Source organism: Nostoc edaphicum CCNP1411 (genome assembly GCF_014023275.1).
Taxonomy (GTDB): domain Bacteria; phylum Cyanobacteriota; class Cyanobacteriia; order Cyanobacteriales; family Nostocaceae; genus Nostoc; species Nostoc edaphicum_A.
The window spans coordinates 3233153-3253413 of the sequence record NZ_CP054698.1 but is presented as its reverse complement, the minus strand read 5'-3'; the positions used below and the strand labels follow the sequence as shown (position 1 = coordinate 3253413).

Below are 20261 nucleotides of genomic sequence, written 5' to 3'. Positions count from 1 at the left end.
CCACATTTTCCGCACACGAGTTAATTGCAGACGATTCATTAAATATTTAAGGTATATTTACATTCAACTTTTATCTGTAAATGTAGAGACGTAAAATTTTACATCTCTACAAGAGTTTTGGTTGCACAACTAATAACTTTTATACATCAAATCAGCAACGCCAAAAATCGGATCTAATCAAGTAGGCTTATAGCCTATCATCCTACAGTTTTAAGTCAAACTAGAGTGGTTAATCTTCAACCGCTACATAAGGTTGTGGTTCCTGCAAGCGTTTGGTGATTTCTTCTCGTCGATACTTTGCAAGTTCGCTGTAAAGCCTCTTGCGAGAGAGATTCACACTTCCAACAGGTTCATGTTCGAGCAGTGTATGCCAAGGGGAAAACAGCAAACCTTCATCTAAGCGTTTGCGTTCTTCAAAGTCAAATTTCTGGCTGGGAATGCGGACAGTAGCAACTTTAATAAATGGTGAATCTGCTTCTTGCCATTCCTGAATGTGGTCTTCAATCGGCGTTTTTTCATCGTCTACATAAAACTGAATTAAGAAGTCAAAAGACGCTTCTTGACCTTCTTCTGTCAAATATTTTACCAGCGTTTCTCGAAGGTAATTTTCTGATTCTGGAAGTGTTTCTGGTGGTTGTTCAGGCTGTTGAGATTTGACAGATAATTTTACAATGCGACTACCAAACTTAAAGGGAGCCATACTCCAATATTGAATCAAAAGTGGATTTCCTACCTTTTTGCTACCAATTTTTTGCAAAATAGCAAAGGCATAGCCAAGTTCTTCCAGCCGTTCTGGGCTAAGTTGTCCACTACCTGCTTGGGAAAGATCAGCGTAATCACGAACGTCTTTTGTCAAGAAAATCGGATAATTGTTAAGTATAAAATCTTGAGTTTTTTCTTCATCATCGAGGACTTTTTGCCCCTCCACATTCATCACCTTGATGGCGATACCACGAACATCAGGTTGGCTATCGGAGTGGAATTTCCCACGTTTTTGAGGTGAACCACCACTAGAGAAACGAATCCACGCAGGATAGGTTTGAGGCGTTTTGAACAAACCTACTCTCAGGTCTTCAGGAAGATTGGGTTCAAGAATAAACTCTCCCCAAAGGAGTCCATGACTTTTGCTATGAATTTGGCGGAGGTCTGGGCCCGTTTTTTGTTGAGCTTGGCGACTACTTGCGATAATCTCGTCAATTATTGCTTCTTGCTCAGTGGTAGATGACGTTGGGTTATTCATAAAACATTTGATGAGATGTCTTCATTATCCTGAATCCTTCAACCTTTTCGAGTCAATCCGGTTTCCGTACAAATAGCTTGTAGTGGTTTATCCCAAGGCTCAATCGGTATTTGGGACAAATAGGCAAAATCAAAGACAATTCCGATAGTCGGCTTTGTCTGCCACTGCGGTAAACTGAGCAAGCGATCATAATATCCCCCGCCATAACCCAAACGATATCCTTGATAGTCGCAAGCTACACTGGGTACAAGAATCAAATCTACTTCAGTAGCATCTAAGATTGGAGCGTCGGGGTGAGGTTCAGTCATGCCATAAGCGCCACTTTGGACAGAATCATCAGGTGTCCAAATATGCCAACACAGGGATTTATCAACGCAACGAGGAAATCCCCAACGATATGTGGTATTTGCAAATAAGGGACTGAGGTCAGGTTCTTGGCGAAAGCTGAAATAAGCGAGTATTGTTTTTGCTTGGGTAAACAAAGTAGAGTTTTGTAAATGAGAGCATAAGCGATCGCTTTTTTCTCTCCATTCTCCAACGGACATTGATTGACGTGTTTTGAGTAGAGTGCGGCGCAGTTCTGCTTTATTTAGTTGATGATTAACTTTGTCCATAAAATTTATATCGTCAAAAAAATAAGCTGGACATTGCCCAGCTTGTATCAATCTACATTCAGCAGTACATAGTTATATAGCGTGTTGACGATACCACTCAATGGTATTCCTTAGCCCTTCTTCAAAGCTCACTTGAGCCGTGAAATTAAAGGCAAGCTTTGCTCGTTCAGTATCTAAACAACGGCGGGGTTGACCATTAGGCTTGTCAGTTTGCCACACAATTTCACCCTTAAACTCCATCAATTCACAGATTAGAGTTACTAAATCAAGGATGGAAATTTCATAACCTGTTCCCAAGTTAACTGGTTCCGATTCGTTATAGAATTGAGTTCCCATAACAATCCCCCGCGCTGCATCTTCTGAATACAGAAACTCACGGGTGGGACTGCCATCACCCCAAACAGGGAGTTGTTTTTCCGCTTTAATTTGGGCTTCGTGAACTTTGCGAACTAATGCTGGAATAACGTGGGAACTTCCTGTATCAAAGTTATCTTCTGGGCCATATAAATTTACTGGCAGTAGGTAAACCCCATTAAAACCGTACTGTTGGCGGTAAGATTGCAATTGGACTAAAAGTGCTTTTTTTGCAATTCCGTAAGGGGCATTAGTTTCCTCTGGGTAGCCATTCCAAATATCATCTTCTTTGAATGGCACTGGAGTGAATTTAGGATAGGCACAGATTGTGCCAACACAGACAAATTTTTCTACTCCAGCTTGATAGGCAGCATGAATTAGCTGGGTTCCCATGATCAAGTTATCGTAGAACAACTCTGCGGGTTTTTCGCGGTTTAAACCGATACCACCGACATGAGCTGCTAGATGGATGATTATGTCTTGCTGGTCAACTGCACGTTGGCTATTTTCCCAGACACGCAAATCGGAATCGTGCGATCGCGGTATCGTAATTTTCTCACGATCAGCCCCTGCTTTACACAGTTGATCTATAACCTGACGACCTAGAAACCCCGACCCACCAGTGACGAGAATGCGTTTATTTTTTAGTTCTAAGGCTGTCATATTTTTATCCTCTGTGATGCAAATCAGAAGTGCAAAGCGCCCAGTGTTTGACGAATAGTCGCAATATCATCTGGAAATTGGGAACCATTTCCATTGGGTGAAGTGTGGCCCAATGCTTGTAAGTCTGCTTCTACCATTAGGGAAACTAATTCTTCAAAGGTTACTGATGGTGTCCAGCCCAACTTTTGCCGTGCTTTGGTAGAATCACCAATCAACAACTCTACCTCAGATGGACGCAGGTAACGCTCATCAAACTCGACATAATCTTGCCAATTGAGATTCACATAACTAAATGCCAGTTCCAAAAACTCTCGCACTGAGTGAGTTTCACCAGTCGAAATTACGTAATCGTCTGGCTGGTCTTTCTGCAACATCAACCACATTGCTTTGACGTAATCCTTGGCATAGCCCCAATCTCGCTTGGCGTCTAGATTACCCATGTAAATCTTTTTTTGCTTACCAGCAACGATACCTGCCACCGCTCTAGTAATTTTGCGGGTTACAAAGGTTTCACCCCGCCGCGGTGACTCGTGGTTAAAAAGTATGCCGTTACAAGCAAACAAATCATAAGACTCACGATAATTTATAGTTTGCCAATGGGCGTAAACTTTCGCACAGGCATAGGGACTGCGGGGATAAAAGGGCGTTGTCTCAGTTTGAGGTATTGCTTGTACTAAACCGTACATTTCTGAAGAACCCGCCTGGTAAAATCGCACCTGAATTCCGGTACGATGTTGGTAGTCTCGAATTGCTTCTAACAGACGCAACGTTCCCATTCCTACAGCATCCACTGTATATTCTGGTGAATCAAAGCTGACTCTGACATGAGATTGAGCGCCGAGGTTGTAAATTTCTACTGGTTTGACTTCTTCTAAAATGCGCCGCAACGTCGTACCGTCTGTCAAGTCACCGTAGTGAAGAAACAACCGCACTCCCTCTTTGTGGGGGTCTTCGTAAATGTGATCGATGCGGTCTGTGTTGAAGGTAGAAGTCCGGCGAATAATGCCATGAACCTCATAACCTTGTTCCAGTAAAAACTCACTTAGATATGAACCATCTTGTCCAGTAATACCAGTAATCAACGCTCGCTTCTGTTGCGTCATGCTCAATTATCCCTTATTGTCTTTGATTAAAAAGTTACAGCCAATCTGATACAACCTAGCAACTAATTGCTGAATTGCCTAATGGGAAACTACGAGTTCTTGTTGTTAGAAGACTTTTTCCGTAAATAAATATACTTAGTAAAAAATAATTGAACACGTAAGCTAAGTACTAGATAGATCAAGATTTTTGAATTATGTATATTTCTTCTTGTAGCAGATAGATCAAGATTATTTTTATGTAAGTTGTTTTTTTGTCAAAACTTTATATATTTATAGTTTTGTGAAGAATTAATAAAATAGGCATATTAAATTTAGACTTCTGGCAAAAAGGCGAATCAGGGCAAAATAGAAAAAGATTCACACTTAGAGAAGTCTGAGTTAAGTATAAAAGCACAAATTTATAGAAAGCAAAGATAAGTAATTCTTTAGTCTTAGGGTAAGAATCGGTACTTAGGGGCATTAACTGCCCCACAGAATCCGCTCTAAGTAGTTACTCAGTATGCCCCGTTATTTTTGGGTAGAATTACCACATCAACAGTTTTCAAGATGATCCATAAATCAAGCCAGAAATTCCTAAATTTGACATAATGCAGGTCTATTTGGACTCTCCGAGGGTAGGGTATGTCATTACGCCCAGATACCTGCCACAAACCAGTAATTCCTGGACGGATTGTTAAAATCTCGTCAATGTGACAACCGTATTTTGGCAGTTCTTCTGCTACCAAAGGTCGGGGGCCGACTACACTCATGTCCCCTTTTAAAACGTTCCAGAACTGGGGAAATTCATCTAAGCTAGTAATTCGCAAAAATCGACCAATTTTGGTAATCCGAGGGTCTTGTTTCAGCTTAAAACTGCTCTCAAATTCTTGCCGCAACTCAGGCGATGTTTCCATCATTTGCATGAGGATTTCGTCTGCATTGCTTACCATTGTTCGGAATTTAATACAACTAAACGCTTTGTAATTTTTCCCTACCCGTTCCTGGACATAAAAAATTGGACCTTCTGAACTGAAGGCAATCAGCAAGGTCAAAATTAAGTAGACGGGGAAGAACAAAATTAACACCGACAGCGAAAACACTATATCGAACAGTCGTTTGGCAAACTCTCCGTTTAAACCCTGAAAAGATAAACCTTTGGGTTTAACTTTTGGCGTCTTTGTTTTTTGACCGCGTTTTAAGAAAGTACGCGTAGACGCTCTAGTGTCTTGCCGTACGCCTCGCTTGCCGGAGAGGAGTGAGCTCTGGGCAGTCATCATACTCCTTAATAATCCACACCACACATAGTCCCAATATTAAAGCCAAAATGATCTGCTTCTGGGGGAAATTGCCAAAAGCCTAAAAAAATAAGACATTAACCAAGACCATTATTCTGAAAACGGTCTTTTTCGTTGCACTTGTTTACAAAATCTAGATAACGATTTGCAAATATTTGCGGTGAAAACTGCGCGGCGTGCGATCGCATATACTCGGAACTGAACGAACCCTGATACACTTCAAACTTTTCTACTGCCTCTACCAAAGCCGCCTCTGTTTGCGTCCTGAAAAATAGACCTGTCGCTGTATCCGCACAAGAGCGGATGTCTCGCACTGTTTCTAGAGCACCCCCTGCACCATAGGCAATTACTGGCGTGCCGCAGGCCTGTGCTTCCACTAGGGCGATACCAAAATCTTCACAAGCTGCATACACAAACGCTTTAGCCCTAGACATATATTTTTTTACCACATTATCGGGTTGCCAACCGAGTATTTGGATATTCGAGTTTGCCATCTCGCGAATCTTGTTCATTTCATCTCCTGTACCAATGACTACTAATGGTCGTTTTAGTTGATTAAAAGCGTTGACAATCAACGATATTTGCTTGTAACTCACTAATCGGGAAACTGTCAGGTAAAAGTCCTCTTTCTCAGACAAAAACGGAAATTCCGCAATATTCACTGGTGGGTAAATGACTGTTGCTTCTCGTCGATAGCAACGCCAAATCCGCCGAGCTGTATGCTGCGAGTTGGCAATGAAGTAATCAACGCGATTGGCACTCAATACATCCCATTGGCGCAAACGATGTAATAAATATCGCGTCACCCACCCAGGTAAACCACTACCTAGTTTGCTGTGGCGCAGATAATCAAAGGTCAAGTCCCAGGCATAGCGCATAGGGCTGTGACAGTAGCAAATATGCATCTGTTCGGGAGTGGTAAGAATTCCTTTGGCAACAGCATGGGATGAAGACAGAATTACATCATAATGCCGCAAATCAAATTGTTCAATTGCCAAAGGCCACAAAGGTAAGTATTTTTGTATACCGTTGCGGGCATAGGGAAAGTTCTGGAGAAACGTCTTGCCAATCTGACGCTTGTATAAATAACTTTCTCTGTTGCTAGATTCAAAATCTATGAGGGCATACAAATCAGCATCAATGTGATTCAAAATTTCTCGTACAACGAGTTCTGAACCACCGGTGGCTTTAGGTGTCAGCCACTCATGAACTAGAGCATATTTCAAGGGCACAGCTAACTTGAATAAATGGAAAATACAAAGGCCAACTTGATGACGTTAACTGAAAAGTTTCCCCTTGTGATTAATTAACGGGAAGCGCCCCAGATTAGCACATAAGACGGAATCTTTCCTTCATAGGTTCCAGATGGATGCTGCAACCTGATAATCTCAGATTGGGCGTTGGGCATGGGGCATTGGGCATTGGGCATTGGGCATGGGTTATTTCTCCCTCATCTCTCTCCTCTCCCTCATCTTCCCCACCTCCCTATTCCCTTAACGAAAACTGATATAGAAAGGGCGAATTTATGCGAATTCTGATTATGGGTGGTACTCGGTTCATTGGTGTTTATTTGACTCAACTACTAGTGGAACAAGGACACGAGGTGGTGCTTTTCAATCGTGGGAATCGGCCAGCACCTTCTTTACAGGGAGTAGGACAAATTATAGGCGATCGCACAGATGCTACTCAATTAAAAGCAAAGTTATCACAAGAAAACTTCGATGTCATTTTTGACAATAATGGGCGGGAACTTACTGATACTCAACCACTAGCAGAGATTTTTCAAGACCGAGTGCAACAATTTGTGTATATGAGTTCTGCGGGAGTGTATCTCAAATCTGACCAATTGCCTCATGTAGAAGGTGATCCGGTAGATCCCAAAAGCCGCCATAAAGGTAAACATGAAACAGAAGCTTACCTGACTCAATTGGGATTACCCTTTACTTCTATTCGTCCTACTTATATTTACGGGCCTCGTAATTATAATGAGTTGGAAGGCTGGTTTTTTGACAGAATTGTACGCGATCGCCCCATTCCTATCCCCGGAAATGGCTTGCATATCACCCAGCTAGGGCATGTAAAAGACTTGGCACTAGCAATGACTAAGGTTTTGGGTAATAAACAAGCCATAGGGCAGATTTATAATATCTCTGGCGATCGCTTTGTCACTTTTGATGGTTTAGCCCGTGCTAGTGCTGTAGCGGCTGGCAAATCACCTGACGCTGTAAAAATCGTCCATTACGACCCGAAAAAGTTTGATTTCGGCAAACGCAAAGCTTTTCCGATGCGGGTGCAGCATTTCTTTGCTTCGGTGAATAAAGCGCAAACAGAATTAAACTGGCATCCTGAATATGATTTGATTTCTGGTTTACAAGACTCTCTAGAAAATGACTATTTGGCTAATGGAAAAGACAAAGCTGATGTTGATTTTTCTGTAGATGAGGAGATTTTACAAGCGTTGTGAGCCAGGGCGAATAGAATTGCCTGCGGCACACTGCGTGAACGCGGCTACACAGGCAAAGTCCGCCTCCGCGGACTAAGAGAAATTGTGGGTTTGAAACCCAGGATCGGTAGCTTTTGTTTGTGTAGACGCGGTTTCTAACCATCGGTTTCGCTGATGCGATCGCATTTTCATAACTCATCAGGGTCAACGCCTAACTCTCGCAGTTGTGCTGCTAATCTTTTAGCACGTTGACTTTCTCGTTCTAGTTTTTCTAGCGGCGTGGGAAGCCAATTCCCGGATGCATCATACCAACGTAGCCACAATCGCTCAATTCCTTGGTAAGAACCTTGCCAGAGTCCTAAGCCTAGTTCCAAACCCGGCATCCACAGCCGTGGGGTACTCAAGTCCAATTCGCTGTAACGGTCTGCAACTAATTGGAATGCTTGGAGTTTATCAGTGTAGCGGTCAAACACTATGTAGTAAGGTACTCGCAAAATCCGCTCATAAACTTCCCATTTGGTCGGCGGTTGGTTAATCTCCCGTAGAGTTTGTCCTAAGTCTTCTTTTTCAGTGCCAGGAGAAAGCAATTCTACCACTACAAAAGGAGCAACCCCTTCTTGCCAGATTACATAACTCAGACGCAAGTTTTGTTGTTCGTAGAGACGCGAAACTCCCACAGCAGCAAACCAGTCTGGGCGTTTGTACCACAGTGTATGCCGGAGGTCATAGTAAAGGTTTAAGTCACTGGCAACAAATACTTCCTCTGCTGGATAGTTAGGTGGATAGAAGGTTTCGCGCAGAAGTTGGGGTTGAAAAAGGTGAAATTCGTCAGGCAAACCAGAGTCCTCCGGGTATTCACTGGGAAGATCATACATGGTGGGTAGGGTTTCTTTTGCAGGGCGAGGCGGGTCTGTTTGGTACATAAGGCGAATCCTGACCGACTAATTTTAAGTTAACGGATCACGGCAAAGGTTTGCTCAACGCAAAATCAAATATATTTTCTTCTACCTGGGGAAGACGCAATTTATCGCGTCTTTAGTCTTTACTGAAACAGGAATGAAAATTTCCTTTATTAGTTAGGCAAACGTTTTTTAGAATTGCCTGAAGGCTACTGAAACTAGTTTCTGTAAATACTATTGTTGGTTGATAAAATGATCCAGGTTTTGCAATATCCACTCCACAATGTTCTAGAGTCTCGTGCCCGCTTGGGTGAAGGCCCCATCTGGGATTCTACCCAAAACCTAGTGTACTGGCTCGATATTTACAACCATCGAGTACATCAGTTCAATCCTGCTACGGGGAAAGACTTGTTTTTTGATGTGGGAGATGTGGTAGGTGCGATCGCAACAGCAGGGAAAGATAGATTAATTATGGCACTGCGTCATCACTTGGCATTTCTCAACACCAAAACAGGTGAAGTTACTCCCATTTTGGAGATTGAAGGAAATCTGCCAGATAACCGTCTGAATGATGGCAAATGTGACCCTCAAGGTCGCTTTTGGATTGGTTCAATGTCTTCTTTAGAAAAACCCCAGGCTAGCCTCTATCGCTACGATCGTGACGGTTCATTGCATCTGATGGAAACGGGTTTGACTATCTCTAATGGTCTGGGGTGGAGTCCCGATCAAAAAACGTTTTACTTGAGTGATTCTCCTCAACAAAAAATATATGCTTATGACTTTGATTCAGTAACAGGTAGCATTAGTAATCGCCGGATTTTTATTGATTTAACTCATGAATCTTTCTACCCAGATGGGTTGGCAATAGATAGCCAAGGAAATATTTGGTCAGCTATGTGGGATGGCTGGTGTGTGATTCGTTTCAACTATAAGGGTGAAGAAATATTGCGGATAAAACTGCCTGTTCCACTCGTAACGAGTTGCACCTTTGGCGGCGAAGATTTGCAAACACTCTACATCACCACTGGCTCAGTTGGACTCAGCCAAGGGGAGATTGATAAAAGTTTCTACTCAGGTGATTTGTTTGCTCTCCAGACTGATGTTAGTGGATTACCTAGCTATGATTTTTGAAGATTATACAAACTGAAAGGAAACATTTGCAGTCAAAGGCTCTGGCAGTGGTTTTCCTTGTGCTTGGTAATCTTCAATCAAAAGTTCTAGCACTTCCTCACCATTATTGAGAGCATCTGCGTAGGTATTTCCATGAGTGTGTGCATAGGGGCCAAACTCAGGTAGGCTGACGATGTATTTTTTATCTTCTATCGACCACTGAATTACAATACTATATTGTGGTTTCACTCCTGTTCTCCTTTGTCTTCTTCCTCTAATTGTTTTATTTCTATAAGCGCATTTCTAACATCTTTTTCTTGGTAACGATCTGCATCTGCTCCGTCTTTGCCAGACAAAGTGAGGCTGTAAACTAATAAAGGATGACTCCATACTGTGTGACTGCCTTTACCGCTTCTATAAGTAAATCCAGTTTTTAGGAGCATTGCTTTTAGTTCCCGAATTTTCTTAGGCACTATTAGAAATTTCTAACGTAGCTAAAAATATTTTGTCATGATTATCTGGAAAAATCCCAGACCTATTAGCCCTCTTCTGTCACTTTCCGGGAAAGTGATCGCTAGAAGCCTCATGAGGCAATCAATACAAGCTATACTATTAGAAAAAAATAGGACTTGTATTTGTTATTAGAAAATAATCGCGCAATCGCTTGTTATACAAAAGCTCTAGATTTTAGAAAAGGCAAATGTTTTCGGAGAGTGACAGAAGAGGGTTAGGAACGATACAGTAGATATTTTCAATCAGCCATGCTAGCTTTTTGTGGCAAAAGATAAATACCCCCAGAGATTAAAGTAAAGGCTACAGAAACCCAAAAAGCAATCAGAGAGGGAGTTTGCCATACTTCAGGTAGGGGTGCAATTAGAAGTGCGATCGCAACTATTTGACTAACAGTTTTGAGTTTACCCCAAATGTTCGCCCCGGTAATTGTTGTTTGATTCACTCGCCAACCAGCGATCGCTAATTCTCGCGCTAAAATCAAAAACACTCCCCAAGCTGGGACTTTTCCTAGTTCAATAAAAACCAGCAACGGCGCAAGTACCAGAAGTTTATCCACTAAAGGATCAAGAAATTTGCCCAACTCACTAATTTGGTTGAGTTTCCGCGCCAAATAGCCGTCTAACCAATCAGTCAATGCAGCAACAAGAAAAATCACCAAACATATCCACTGAGCTTCAGGTGTGGGATTATATAAACCGTAAAGCAGAAATGGTATCCCCAATAGGCGAGAGAAGGTAATCCAGTTGGGTATGGTCATAATAATTCGTAATTCGTAATTCGTAATTCGTAATTCATAAATCAAACTTCAAAATTAACGACTGTAAAGCAACAAGCAGCGAGGCAAATATGCAAAATATATGCAGATTAGTGTATCTGAGTGTGGCTGCGTGGGAAAATCTGTTTTCTGTAGCTCTCTTAAAACAATACTATGACTGAACACACAGACTCTCAATTCCGCATCGAACGCGATTCGATGGGCGATCGCCAAATTGCTAGTAGCGTTTATTACGGCATTCAAACGTTACGAGCTATCGAAAACTTTCCTATTAGCGGCATTAAGCCTCTATATACTTACGTAGATGCTGGATTAATCATTAAAAAAGCTACAGCAATTGTCAATGGGGAACTGAATTGCATTCCCCAAGATATTAGTCAGGCGATTGTGCAAGCAACTGATGAAATCCTGGCTGGGAAGTTCCGAGATCAATTTGTCGTGGATGTTTATCAGGCGGGTGCTGGAACGTCCCACCACATGAACATCAACGAAGTTTTAGCAAATCGCGCCTTAGAAATTCTGGGTGAAGAAAAGGGCAATTATAAACGTGTTAGTCCTAACGATCACGTTAATTATGGGCAGTCTACCAATGATGTGATTCCTACGGCAATTAGGATTGGTGGATTATTGGCATTATCTAAGACATTACACCCAGCAATAGATAGTGCGATCGCATCTTTAGAAAACAAAGCTGTAGAATTTCAAGATATCGTCAAATCTGGCAGAACCCATTTACAAGATGCCGTCCCCGTGCGTTTGGGTGAGAATTTCCAGGCTTGGGCACAAATTCTTACAGAACACCAAAATCGGATTTACACCGCCTCTGGTGATTTGATGGTGTTGGGTTTGGGAGGTAGTGCAGCCGGAACGGGGTTAAATACTCATCCTCTATATCGCGCCCGTGTGGTGGAAGTTCTTTCAAAATTGATTGAAACTCCTTTAGAACCTGCGCCCCATCTCATGGCAGCTATGCAGAGTATGGCCCCATTTGTAAATGTTTCCGGTGCTTTACGCAACTTAGCCCAGGATTTAGTCAAAATATCTCACGATTTGCGGCTGATGGATTCGGGGCCAAAAACTGGTTTGAAAGAAATTCAACTCCCACCAGTGCAACCCGGTTCTTCGATTATGCCGGGGAAATATAACCCAGTCATGGCAGAGATGACATCAATGGTGTGTTTTCAGGTGATGGGTTACGATAGTGCGATCGCATTAGCCGCCCAAGCCGGACAATTAGAATTAAATGTGATGATGCCGCTAATAGCCTATAACTTGATTCACAGCATCGAAATTCTAGGTAATACCATCGCTGCACTCACTGAACGCTGCATTGAAGGAATCACAGCAAACCAGGAACGTTGTTTAGCTTATGCCGAAGGTAGTTTAGCCTTAGTAACCGCACTAAATACCCACATTGGTTATTTAAATGCCGCAGCTGTCGCCAAAGAATCTTTAGAAACTGGTAAATCTTTAAGGCAGATTGTTTTAGAACGCGGATTGATGAATGAGGCAGAATTAGCCACAGTGTTAAATCTAGAACAGATGAGTGCTATCTTACCTCTGAGTCGAGAATCAAAGCAGATTGATTAGTGTCGATTTTTTTAATGAACCACAGAGGCGCAGAGTACACAGAGAGAAAAAACCTCTCATAACTCTGTGTTCTCTGCGTTCTCTGCGGTTCGTTTTTGGCTGGATTTAATTTGGCGGATCAAAACGATTCACTACTGTAGCCCACAAAATCATTGGTGAACCAACTGCTAAACAAAATAACCACTGTTGCAAGTTTAATGGTGCTGTTTCAAAAACTTCATTAATTAATGGCACATGAGCAAAAATAATTTGCAAAATAATTGCCCCTAAAATCCCAAAGCCAATAGCAGGTATATCAACGTTCTCTTTAATTGTGCCGTCCATCTTGGCTATCAAATTCGGGATTAATTGACTAATACTCAATAAATAGAATATCCGTCCAGCAATGAGAGCGTTAATCGCCATTGTTCTCGCTAAATCAACATTACCTGTAGTTTGGCGGATATATTCAAATACTCCAAATATGACAATCCAATTAAATAGAGAAATTGCTAAGATTCGTTGTAACCGACTCTTTGAAATTAATGGTTCATTAGGATGACGAGGCGCTTGTTGCATGATGTTTTGCGCTTTTGGCTCAAAGGCTAAAGGCACTGTCATAGTAATGGAGTTGAGCATATTGAGCCACAGAACTTGTAAAGATAAAATTGGTAAATCCCTGGCTAGCAATGTGCTAATTAAAATTGTCATTGACTCACCACCATTGACAGGCAAAATAAAGCAAATTGCCTTGAGCAGATTTTTATAAACTGCCCGTCCTTCTTCTATAGCAGCTTCAATGGAGGCAAAATTATCATCGGTAAGCAGCATATCTGCGGCTTCTTTGGCAACTTCTGTACCAGCACCACCCATCGCAATACCAATATCTGCTTGTTTTAAGGCTGGTGCATCATTGACACCATCTCCTGTCATGGCAACGATTTCACCTTTTGATTGCAAAGCTTCGACTAAACGTAGCTTTTGTTCTGGGGCGACACGGGCAAAGACTGCGCCTTCTTGGGCAACTTCGGCAAGTTCTGTTTTATCCATTTTTGCTAGTTCTGCACCTGTGAAAGCCAGAACTGAGCCATTTTTGTTGATGCCCATGCGATAAGCGATCGCCTGCGCTGTGATAGCATGATCGCCAGTGATCATTTTGACCTCAATTCCCGCTTCCTGGCAGGCTTGGACTGCTTTAATAGCACTCTCACGCGGCGGATCGATCATTCCCTGCAAGCCGATGAAAATTAACCCGGTATCAATATCTGGATGATCTAGGGTATTTTGCCCATCGGGTACTATTTTTTTCGCTAAAGCTAATACCCGTAAGCCTTGCCGTGCCATAATATTGACTTCGCGCTCGATGCTGCTTTGCCGTAATGTTTCTACACAATCTAAGGGGCGGGTTTGTCCATCAGTGTTCAACATCAGAGTGCAACGCTGAATAATTGCCTCGACTGAACCCTTAATATAAATAGTCTTACCTTGGGGTGTGGCGTGCAAAGTCGCCATGTATTGAAAGTCTGATTCAAAGGGAATCGCATCCACCTTTAGCATTTGCTGAAGTAAGGTAGGCTGACTAAAACCTGCTTTATTTGCTGATGCGATTAGTGCCCCTTCTGTAGGATCTCCCATTACTACCCACCTACCATTCTTCTTTTCTAAATGGGAATCGTTACACAATAAACCTGCGATTAAACATTCTTGCAAACCTTTATGGCTGTTGAGGTTCACGGGTTTGTCATCTATCAGGATTTCGCCTTCCGGTGTGTAACCGATACCAGTGAGAGTATATTGATATCCCCCCGCATAAATTGCCTGTACTGTCATCTGGTTTTCTGTCAAAGTCCCAGTTTTATCAGAGCAAACAACAGTTGCACTTCCCAAGGTTTCAACGGCTGGTAATTTGCGGATAATGGCGTTGCGTCGCGCCATCCGGGAAACACCTATGGCTAGGGTAACTGTCACGACTGCTGGTAATCCTTCAGGAATCGCACTGACTGTTAAAGCGACTGCTGCTTCTAAAGCTTCTTGAAAACCTCGAAAGCTTAATCCCACTACAAAGCAGAGGGCTGCTAATCCTAACACCATATACAGCCAATTTTGGCTAAATTTATTGAATTTTCTAGTTAAAGGAGTAGAAATATCTGTATGTTGCTCCATTAACTGAGAAATTCGCCCTGTTTCTGTGGTGTTCCCTGTGGCAACTACAACACCAGTACCTTGCCCAAAGGTAACGAAGCCACCCGCATAAGCCATATTTTTGCGCTCGGCTAGAGCAATATCTGGTTTTAAAGTTTGAGTCTTCTTTTCTACTGCTAGAGATTCACCAGTCAGGGCAGATTCATCTATTTGTAAATTTTTAACCTTAATTAACCGTAAATCTGCTGGGACTTTATCACCAGAAGTTAGCAGCACAATATCTCCAGGTACTAGCTCACCAGAAGCAATGCGTAATTTTTGACCATCACGGATAATGGTTGCTTCGGTGGTAATTGCTTTGGCGAGGGCTGCGATCGCACTTTCGGCTTTCGATTCTTGAATAAATCCAATGATGGCGTTAGTTGTAGTCACTCCCCAAATAACACCAGCATTCACCAAGCTGCCACTTAACGCCTTTACTAAACCCGCACACAACAAAATAATCAGCAGTGGTTGGTTAAATTGCAGTAAAAATTTTAACCACCAAGGTTTGCTTTTCTTGCCTGTGAGTTCGTTTGCTCCCACTTCAGACAATAAGTGTTTGGCTACTACACTACTCAAACCATTCTCAGCATCACTATGCAAGTGAGCGATCGCTTCAGAAATTTCCAAAGTATGCCAAACGGTGAATTGCTTTTCTTGGGGTGCGATGGGAGATGCTGCCTGTACCATATTTATTCCCTAAATCCAGTGTTGAATAAAATTTAGCACTAAAAATAGGTGCTAAATATAAGCAGGCACTAATAAAAATTGACTATTATCATCATTACTTTCAATGCTTGCTCAGTAGTCACGCAAGTGAGTATGCTTGCCGTTAGGTGAAGATTAAAACCAAGGGCAAAAACTAGGTGAATTTGGATTTGTCTACTCCTTTACAATTAGTTGGGCGATCGCTAGAATTTCAGCGAATTGTCGAAGTACTAGCCCAAGATGGAGACTTGCTGATTACTGGCGTACCTGGTAGTGGGCGACGAACTTTAGTGCGAGGGGCTGCCCAAGAAGTTGGTGCGATCGTCTTGGAGATAGACTGTATCCGCGCTACAGATGGAGAGCGATTTATCCTCCTGCTAACAGAGACAATTAGCCAAAACTGGGAAGCAGCACAAATTCAAGACTGGGTAAGCAACTTTGGCAAAGAGTTTTTTGTCTTTCATCCAGAAGGCAAACTTAAGTCATTGCGTTCCCTAAACCAAAAGCAGTTGTGGCAAGCATTTGAAATTTTGCTCAATTTGCTTCAAATTATGGCTATTGGTTTAAATAAGCGGGTAGTGCTGATTTTGCAGAGTTTTCCGCACATTCGCTCTTGGGATCGTAATGGTTTGTGGGAAGCTACATTCAGACGAGAAATCAATGTACAAACTCATGTCAGCTACGTTTTAGTAGCAACCATAGCTGAGATCAGCCATCATCCAGATGAGACAAACTATCCGCTAGAAACTATACAGTTAGCCCCCTTAGCTAATGACGTTTTGGCATTGTGGGCTAGGGAGATATTGCATATACAAGGAATGAAATTTGATTCTCGCTCACTCGCACTACAATTATTTTTAGATGCTGTCCAAGGACACATTGGCGACGCAATGGCAATAATTCGCCGCCTGCAAACTTTTTCTTATCCTGATGGGTTAATTAGTGAAGCAGCAGTGCAGCAAGCAATAGAAGGATTGCTCAAAGACTTGTCCTTAGTTTTTGAATCTTTACTCATGTTATTGCCAGCCAATCAGGTGCATCTTTTAGAATCTTTGGCTTTAGATCCTACAGATAAACCACAAAGTAAAGAATATATTCAAAAACATGGTCTTTCAAGAGGTGGTAGCCTTCAGGGATCGCTGACTGGATTACAGAACAAAGGTTTAATTTATAGTGCTGAACAGGGTTATCAACTAGCGTTACCTTTATTGGCCTTGTGGTTACGGCAGAGGTTAAGCTAGTGCCGCAAGGCGGAATTAAAAATTAAAAATTAAAAATTAAAAATTATGAATGAATACAGCGTAAGCGTTTCGTTGATTTGGAATGTGTGGCTTATTTACGGCGTGGTGTAATAGTACGCGAGATTTTAGAGAATTGGTATAAATAGGAAGATAGAAGAATATCTTCATTACTGGTAATTTATTATCCATGCAGACTCAAAAATCATCTGTCAGTCTCATTCGGGCTACGTCCTATGAACGAGAGGCTTTACGAGAATCTTTAGTTATACTGCTGGAACCTTTTGGAGGAATGGCAGCATTTGTAAAAAAAGGCGATCGCGTTTTACTCAAACCTAATTTACTTACAGGCTCACGTCCTGGTAAAGAGTGTATCACCCGTGCTGAACTAGTTTACGAAGTTGCCCAGATGGTAATTGAGGTTGGCGGTAAGCCATTTTTGGGCGATAGTCCTGCTTTTGGCAGTGCCAAGGGCGTAGCAATAGCAAACGGCTATCTGCCTATTTTAGAAGAACTCAATCTTCCCATCATCGATTTTCACGGTCAGCGTTACCAAACCATTAGCGACAATTTTAACCATCTGCGGCTGTCTAAAGAAGTAATGGAAGCAGACGTAGTGATTAACTTACCTAAAGTGAAATCTCACGCCCAGTTGACATTAACACTGGGCGTAAAAAACCTGTTTGGTTGTGTCCCCGGCAAAATGAAAGCTTGGTGGCACATGGAAGCTGGAAAAGATGCAAATAGATTTGGTGAAATGTTAGTAGAAACTGCCAGGGCAATTAACCCTAACTTAACCATATTAGATGGCATCATCGGTCATGAAGGTAATGGCCCCAGTAATGGGGAACCTCGCCAACTAGGTATTTTAGCAGCCGCATCAGATATATTTGCTTTAGATCGGGCAATGGTAGAAATCCTCAATGTTCCTCCTGAACAAGTGCCCACAGTTGCAGCTTCTCAAAGGCTAGGAGTTTGTCCAGAACTAGCTGACATAGAGTTTCCACATTTAAATCCCGACTTATTAAAAATAGAAGATTGGCGGCTACCAGACAATTTAATACCCATTGATTTTGGTATGCCCCGCGTAATTAAATCTACGTTTAAGCATCTTTACACCCGATTTATCAAGGAACCAATGAGTGTTTACGGAAGAGAGTAGGGAAATGAAGGAAGAAGAGGAATAATCCATACCCAATCCCCAATTTAATGCAAACTTCGTTACAGCAATTTCATTTATTAGCAGAGTAATCTGTAATTACCCTCCGATTGCTTAACCAGACCGCCCTATCATATTTAGTGGCGGTTTTTTTAGTTAACTAATTTTTTATACCAATCTGGTTTTAGATTTTGATTTATCCAAAAAGTTATTGTAATAGGAATTTTAGCTTTAATAGTAATTGTCTCTTTTATCTAACTATCTTGTTTATAGAACAATACGCTTGCGTTAAGGGCTAATTGTACAAAATCGTGGGTTTTAAAGACGCGATAAATCGCCGTCTCTACAAGTGTTTTGGTCTTATCTGAACTGTATTGGTTTATAGAAAATACTGCGAGTAGAGACGCGATTTATTACATCTCTACTCAACTTTTTCTAATGAGATGCAATATCACTGGGGAATAGACAATACCCAATCGCGAAAAAGTGGGTTTACTCTATCAGGTATTTCATCATGAGGACAATGACCTGCTGTTAAGAAATGCTCTGTCAATTCAGGACAATATTGACGAAATTTTTGAGAACGTTCTCTAGCATTCATCCAAGGATCAGCTTCTCCCCATAACATCAATAAAGAACAAGTTAATTGCTTTAACAGCACATCAACTTTTTCCCCTTGAGGACTGCTAAAAACTGAAACAAATACATCCAATGCACCCGGATCAAAAGCAGGACGAGCAATTTCTTCTATCAATTGGTCTGTAACTGCACTTTTATCAAGATATACCTTTTCTAAAGTTTGGCGAATTACCCAACGTTGTCGCACGTATTGAAATAACACAAACTGAGCTAAAGGTTGTTGAAACATCCATTTAACTGAGTCACCCAGTAATTTTTGTAAAGAAGAAGGTTGTTTGGGTGGCTGAATTTCACTTTGCAAAGCTTCCGGTTCAGATGTGGGCTGGCTTTCGCTAAAAGGCCCGGCACTATTGAGCAAAACTAAACCAGCTGCGCTGTCAGGACGTTGTGCTGCAACACACAAACAAGCATAGCCACCAAGGGAGTTACCTGCTAATACTGCTTTTTGACCAATCACTTCACTGATAAAATCATGAAGTTGATCGCGCCACAAGTCGCCACTGTACTGCAATTTTGGTTTTGCCGATCGCCCGAATCCCAAAAGGTCGATCGCAAATACTTCAAAATCTTGGCACAATCCTGTGATATTCTTGCGCCAGTGGTCTGTGGAAGCACCAAATCCATGTACCAAAAGCAAGGGCGGACGTTGCAGTTGTTTCTCTCCCGCACGCACGTAGTAAACGTTGTGCCCGCGCCACTGCCAATATTTACCAGGAATTGGAATTGTAGAGGGGGCTGTAGTTGCCTGCATGATTTAAAGAAGTGTTAAGTAGCTTTTAATAATTGTAGGCTAGGTGAGGGAAATGGGATTGGGGATTGGGGACTGGGGATTGGGACAAGGAGTATGAGTTATGACAAATGACAAATGACTAAAGAAATTACAGGTAAAACTAAACTACTAGGAGTCATTGGACATCCGGTGGAACATTCGCTGTCACCAGTGATGCATAATGCTGCAATCGCACAATTAGGATTAGATTACATTTATCTCCCTTTTCCGATCGAACCACAAAATTTAGAAGTTGCGATCGCAGGTTTCGCTGCTGTTGGGGTTGTCGGCTTTAGTGTGACAATACCTCACAAACAAGCGATCATACCGCTACTCTCAGAAATTACCCCCCTGGCCCAAACTATCGGAGCAGTAAATACTGTTAGCCGCCAAAATAACAAATGGGTGGGAACAAATACGGATATAGAAGGATTTATCGCTCCTTTGCAGACAACATATAAACAAGATTGGAGTCAGAAAGTAGCGGTAATTTTGGGCAATGGTGGTGCAGCAAGAGCAGTTGTAGCAGGTTGTACCCAGCTAGGTTTTGCCCAAATTCATGTTGTTGGACGCAATCTGCAAAGATTACAGGAATTTCGCAATAGTTGGAGCAATTCACCCCTAGCTGATAAATTCCAGGTTCATCAATGGGAGGAATTGCCAAAGCTGATTCCCCAAGCAAATCTGCTAGTAAATACAACTCCTATTGGGATGTATCCCAAAGTTGATCAGTCGCCTTTGAGTGTCGAAGAAATAGCGAATTTGCCAACGGGTGCGATCGCTTACGATTTGATATATATTCCTAAACCGACGCAATTTCTAGAACAGGCTCAAAAACAAGGTGCAATTGCGATCGATGGTTTAGAAATGCTAGTCCAACAAGGGGCAGCAGCATTAAAAATCTGGTTGCAGCAGGAAACTGTGCCTGTAGAAGTGATGCGCCAAGCGTTACAAAATCATCTGGGTTTGGTGGAGTGATGAAACTTAATTACCTCCCTTAATCCCCC

The 20261-nt window shown here is 42.0% G+C and carries 19 protein-coding genes; 6 read left to right on the top strand and 13 right to left on the bottom strand.

The genetic code is table 11. The annotated features are described in order from the left end of the window. Positions 1-229 precede the first annotated feature (229 nt). The 7 genes from HUN01_RS16095 to HUN01_RS36110 form a co-directional block, all read right to left on the bottom strand. A complete protein-coding gene (locus HUN01_RS16095) occupies positions 230-1240 on the bottom strand; it encodes a catalase family protein (protein WP_181932117.1) in 1011 nt (336 codons plus the stop codon). Between the two features lie 38 nt (positions 1241-1278). Then, positions 1279-1854 (bottom strand): 5-formyltetrahydrofolate cyclo-ligase, encoded by a 576-nt coding sequence (locus tag HUN01_RS16090; RefSeq protein ID WP_181932116.1) that lies wholly within the window; start codon positions 1852-1854, stop codon positions 1279-1281. A 72-nt stretch (positions 1855-1926) separates the two neighbouring features. Beyond that, positions 1927-2871, bottom strand: coding sequence for a GDP-L-fucose synthase family protein (locus tag HUN01_RS16085; RefSeq protein WP_181932115.1), 945 nt, complete (start codon positions 2869-2871; stop codon positions 1927-1929). Between the two features lie 23 nt (positions 2872-2894). Further along, positions 2895-3974: a GDP-mannose 4,6-dehydratase gene (gene gmd, locus HUN01_RS16080; protein ID WP_181932114.1), complete on the bottom strand. Its 1080-nt coding sequence runs from the start codon at positions 3972-3974 to the stop codon at positions 2895-2897. A gap of 494 nt (positions 3975-4468) precedes the next feature. Further along, complete coding sequence (locus tag HUN01_RS16075; RefSeq protein ID WP_181932709.1) at positions 4469-5227, bottom strand: undecaprenyl-phosphate galactose phosphotransferase family protein; 759 nt, start codon at positions 5225-5227, stop codon at positions 4469-4471. A 98-nt stretch (positions 5228-5325) separates the two neighbouring features. After that, positions 5326-6480, bottom strand: a complete 1155-nt coding sequence (locus tag HUN01_RS16070; RefSeq protein WP_181932113.1) for a glycosyltransferase — start codon at positions 6478-6480, stop codon at positions 5326-5328. 74 nt (positions 6481-6554) lie between these two features. Next, positions 6555-6677, bottom strand: a complete 123-nt coding sequence (locus HUN01_RS36110) for a hypothetical protein (RefSeq protein ID WP_257798352.1) — start codon at positions 6675-6677, stop codon at positions 6555-6557. A gap of 96 nt (positions 6678-6773) precedes the next feature. On the opposite strand from HUN01_RS36110, the gene HUN01_RS16065 reads away from it, so the two are divergent. Next, positions 6774-7712, top strand: a complete 939-nt coding sequence (locus HUN01_RS16065; RefSeq protein ID WP_181932112.1) for an NAD-dependent epimerase/dehydratase family protein — start codon at positions 6774-6776, stop codon at positions 7710-7712. A gap of 167 nt (positions 7713-7879) precedes the next feature. On the opposite strand, the gene HUN01_RS16060 is transcribed toward HUN01_RS16065, so the two are convergent. Further along, positions 7880-8614, bottom strand: coding sequence for a Uma2 family endonuclease (locus tag HUN01_RS16060; RefSeq protein ID WP_181932111.1), 735 nt, complete (start codon positions 8612-8614; stop codon positions 7880-7882). A 228-nt stretch (positions 8615-8842) separates the two neighbouring features. Here HUN01_RS16060 and HUN01_RS16055 point away from each other — a divergent pair, with 228 nt between their 5' ends. After that, positions 8843-9721: an SMP-30/gluconolactonase/LRE family protein gene (locus HUN01_RS16055; RefSeq protein WP_181932110.1), complete on the top strand. Its 879-nt coding sequence runs from the start codon at positions 8843-8845 to the stop codon at positions 9719-9721. Between the two features lie 3 nt (positions 9722-9724). On the opposite strand, the gene HUN01_RS16050 is transcribed toward HUN01_RS16055, so the two are convergent. From HUN01_RS16050 to pgsA, 3 genes are all read right to left on the bottom strand, one after another. After that, positions 9725-9949: a type II toxin-antitoxin system HicB family antitoxin gene (locus tag HUN01_RS16050; protein WP_181932109.1), complete on the bottom strand. Its 225-nt coding sequence runs from the start codon at positions 9947-9949 to the stop codon at positions 9725-9727. Then, positions 9946-10173: a type II toxin-antitoxin system HicA family toxin gene (locus HUN01_RS16045; protein WP_181932108.1), complete on the bottom strand. Its 228-nt coding sequence runs from the start codon at positions 10171-10173 to the stop codon at positions 9946-9948. Before HUN01_RS16045 ends, HUN01_RS16050 begins: the two co-directional genes overlap by 4 nt. Positions 10174-10451: 278 nt before the next feature. Then, positions 10452-10970: a CDP-diacylglycerol--glycerol-3-phosphate 3-phosphatidyltransferase gene (gene pgsA / locus HUN01_RS16040; protein WP_181932107.1), complete on the bottom strand. Its 519-nt coding sequence runs from the start codon at positions 10968-10970 to the stop codon at positions 10452-10454. A gap of 171 nt (positions 10971-11141) precedes the next feature. Here pgsA and HUN01_RS16035 point away from each other — a divergent pair, with 171 nt between their 5' ends. After that, a complete protein-coding gene (locus HUN01_RS16035; RefSeq protein WP_181932106.1) occupies positions 11142-12578 on the top strand; it encodes an aspartate ammonia-lyase in 1437 nt (478 codons plus the stop codon). Between the two features lie 105 nt (positions 12579-12683). Here the strand turns inward: HUN01_RS16035 and HUN01_RS16030 are convergent, their stop codons facing one another. After that, entirely contained in the window at positions 12684-15431 is a 2748-nt protein-coding gene (locus HUN01_RS16030) for a cation-translocating P-type ATPase (protein ID WP_181932105.1), read from the bottom strand. 176 nt (positions 15432-15607) lie between these two features. Between HUN01_RS16030 and HUN01_RS16025 the strand changes: the two genes are divergently transcribed. Together HUN01_RS16025 and HUN01_RS16020 are read left to right on the top strand one after the other, a co-directional pair. Beyond that, a complete protein-coding gene (locus tag HUN01_RS16025) occupies positions 15608-16690 on the top strand; it encodes a DNA polymerase III subunit delta (protein WP_181932104.1) in 1083 nt (360 codons plus the stop codon). A gap of 187 nt (positions 16691-16877) precedes the next feature. Further along, positions 16878-17849: an Npun_F2552 family protein gene (locus tag HUN01_RS16020; protein WP_181932103.1), complete on the top strand. Its 972-nt coding sequence runs from the start codon at positions 16878-16880 to the stop codon at positions 17847-17849. 448 nt (positions 17850-18297) lie between these two features. On the opposite strand, the gene HUN01_RS16015 is transcribed toward HUN01_RS16020, so the two are convergent. Further along, complete coding sequence (locus HUN01_RS16015; RefSeq protein ID WP_181932102.1) at positions 18298-19236, bottom strand: alpha/beta fold hydrolase; 939 nt, start codon at positions 19234-19236, stop codon at positions 18298-18300. A gap of 114 nt (positions 19237-19350) precedes the next feature. Between HUN01_RS16015 and HUN01_RS16010 the strand changes: the two genes are divergently transcribed. After that, complete coding sequence (locus tag HUN01_RS16010) at positions 19351-20232, top strand: shikimate dehydrogenase (RefSeq protein WP_181932101.1); 882 nt, start codon at positions 19351-19353, stop codon at positions 20230-20232. Positions 20233-20261: the final 29 nt, after the last annotated feature.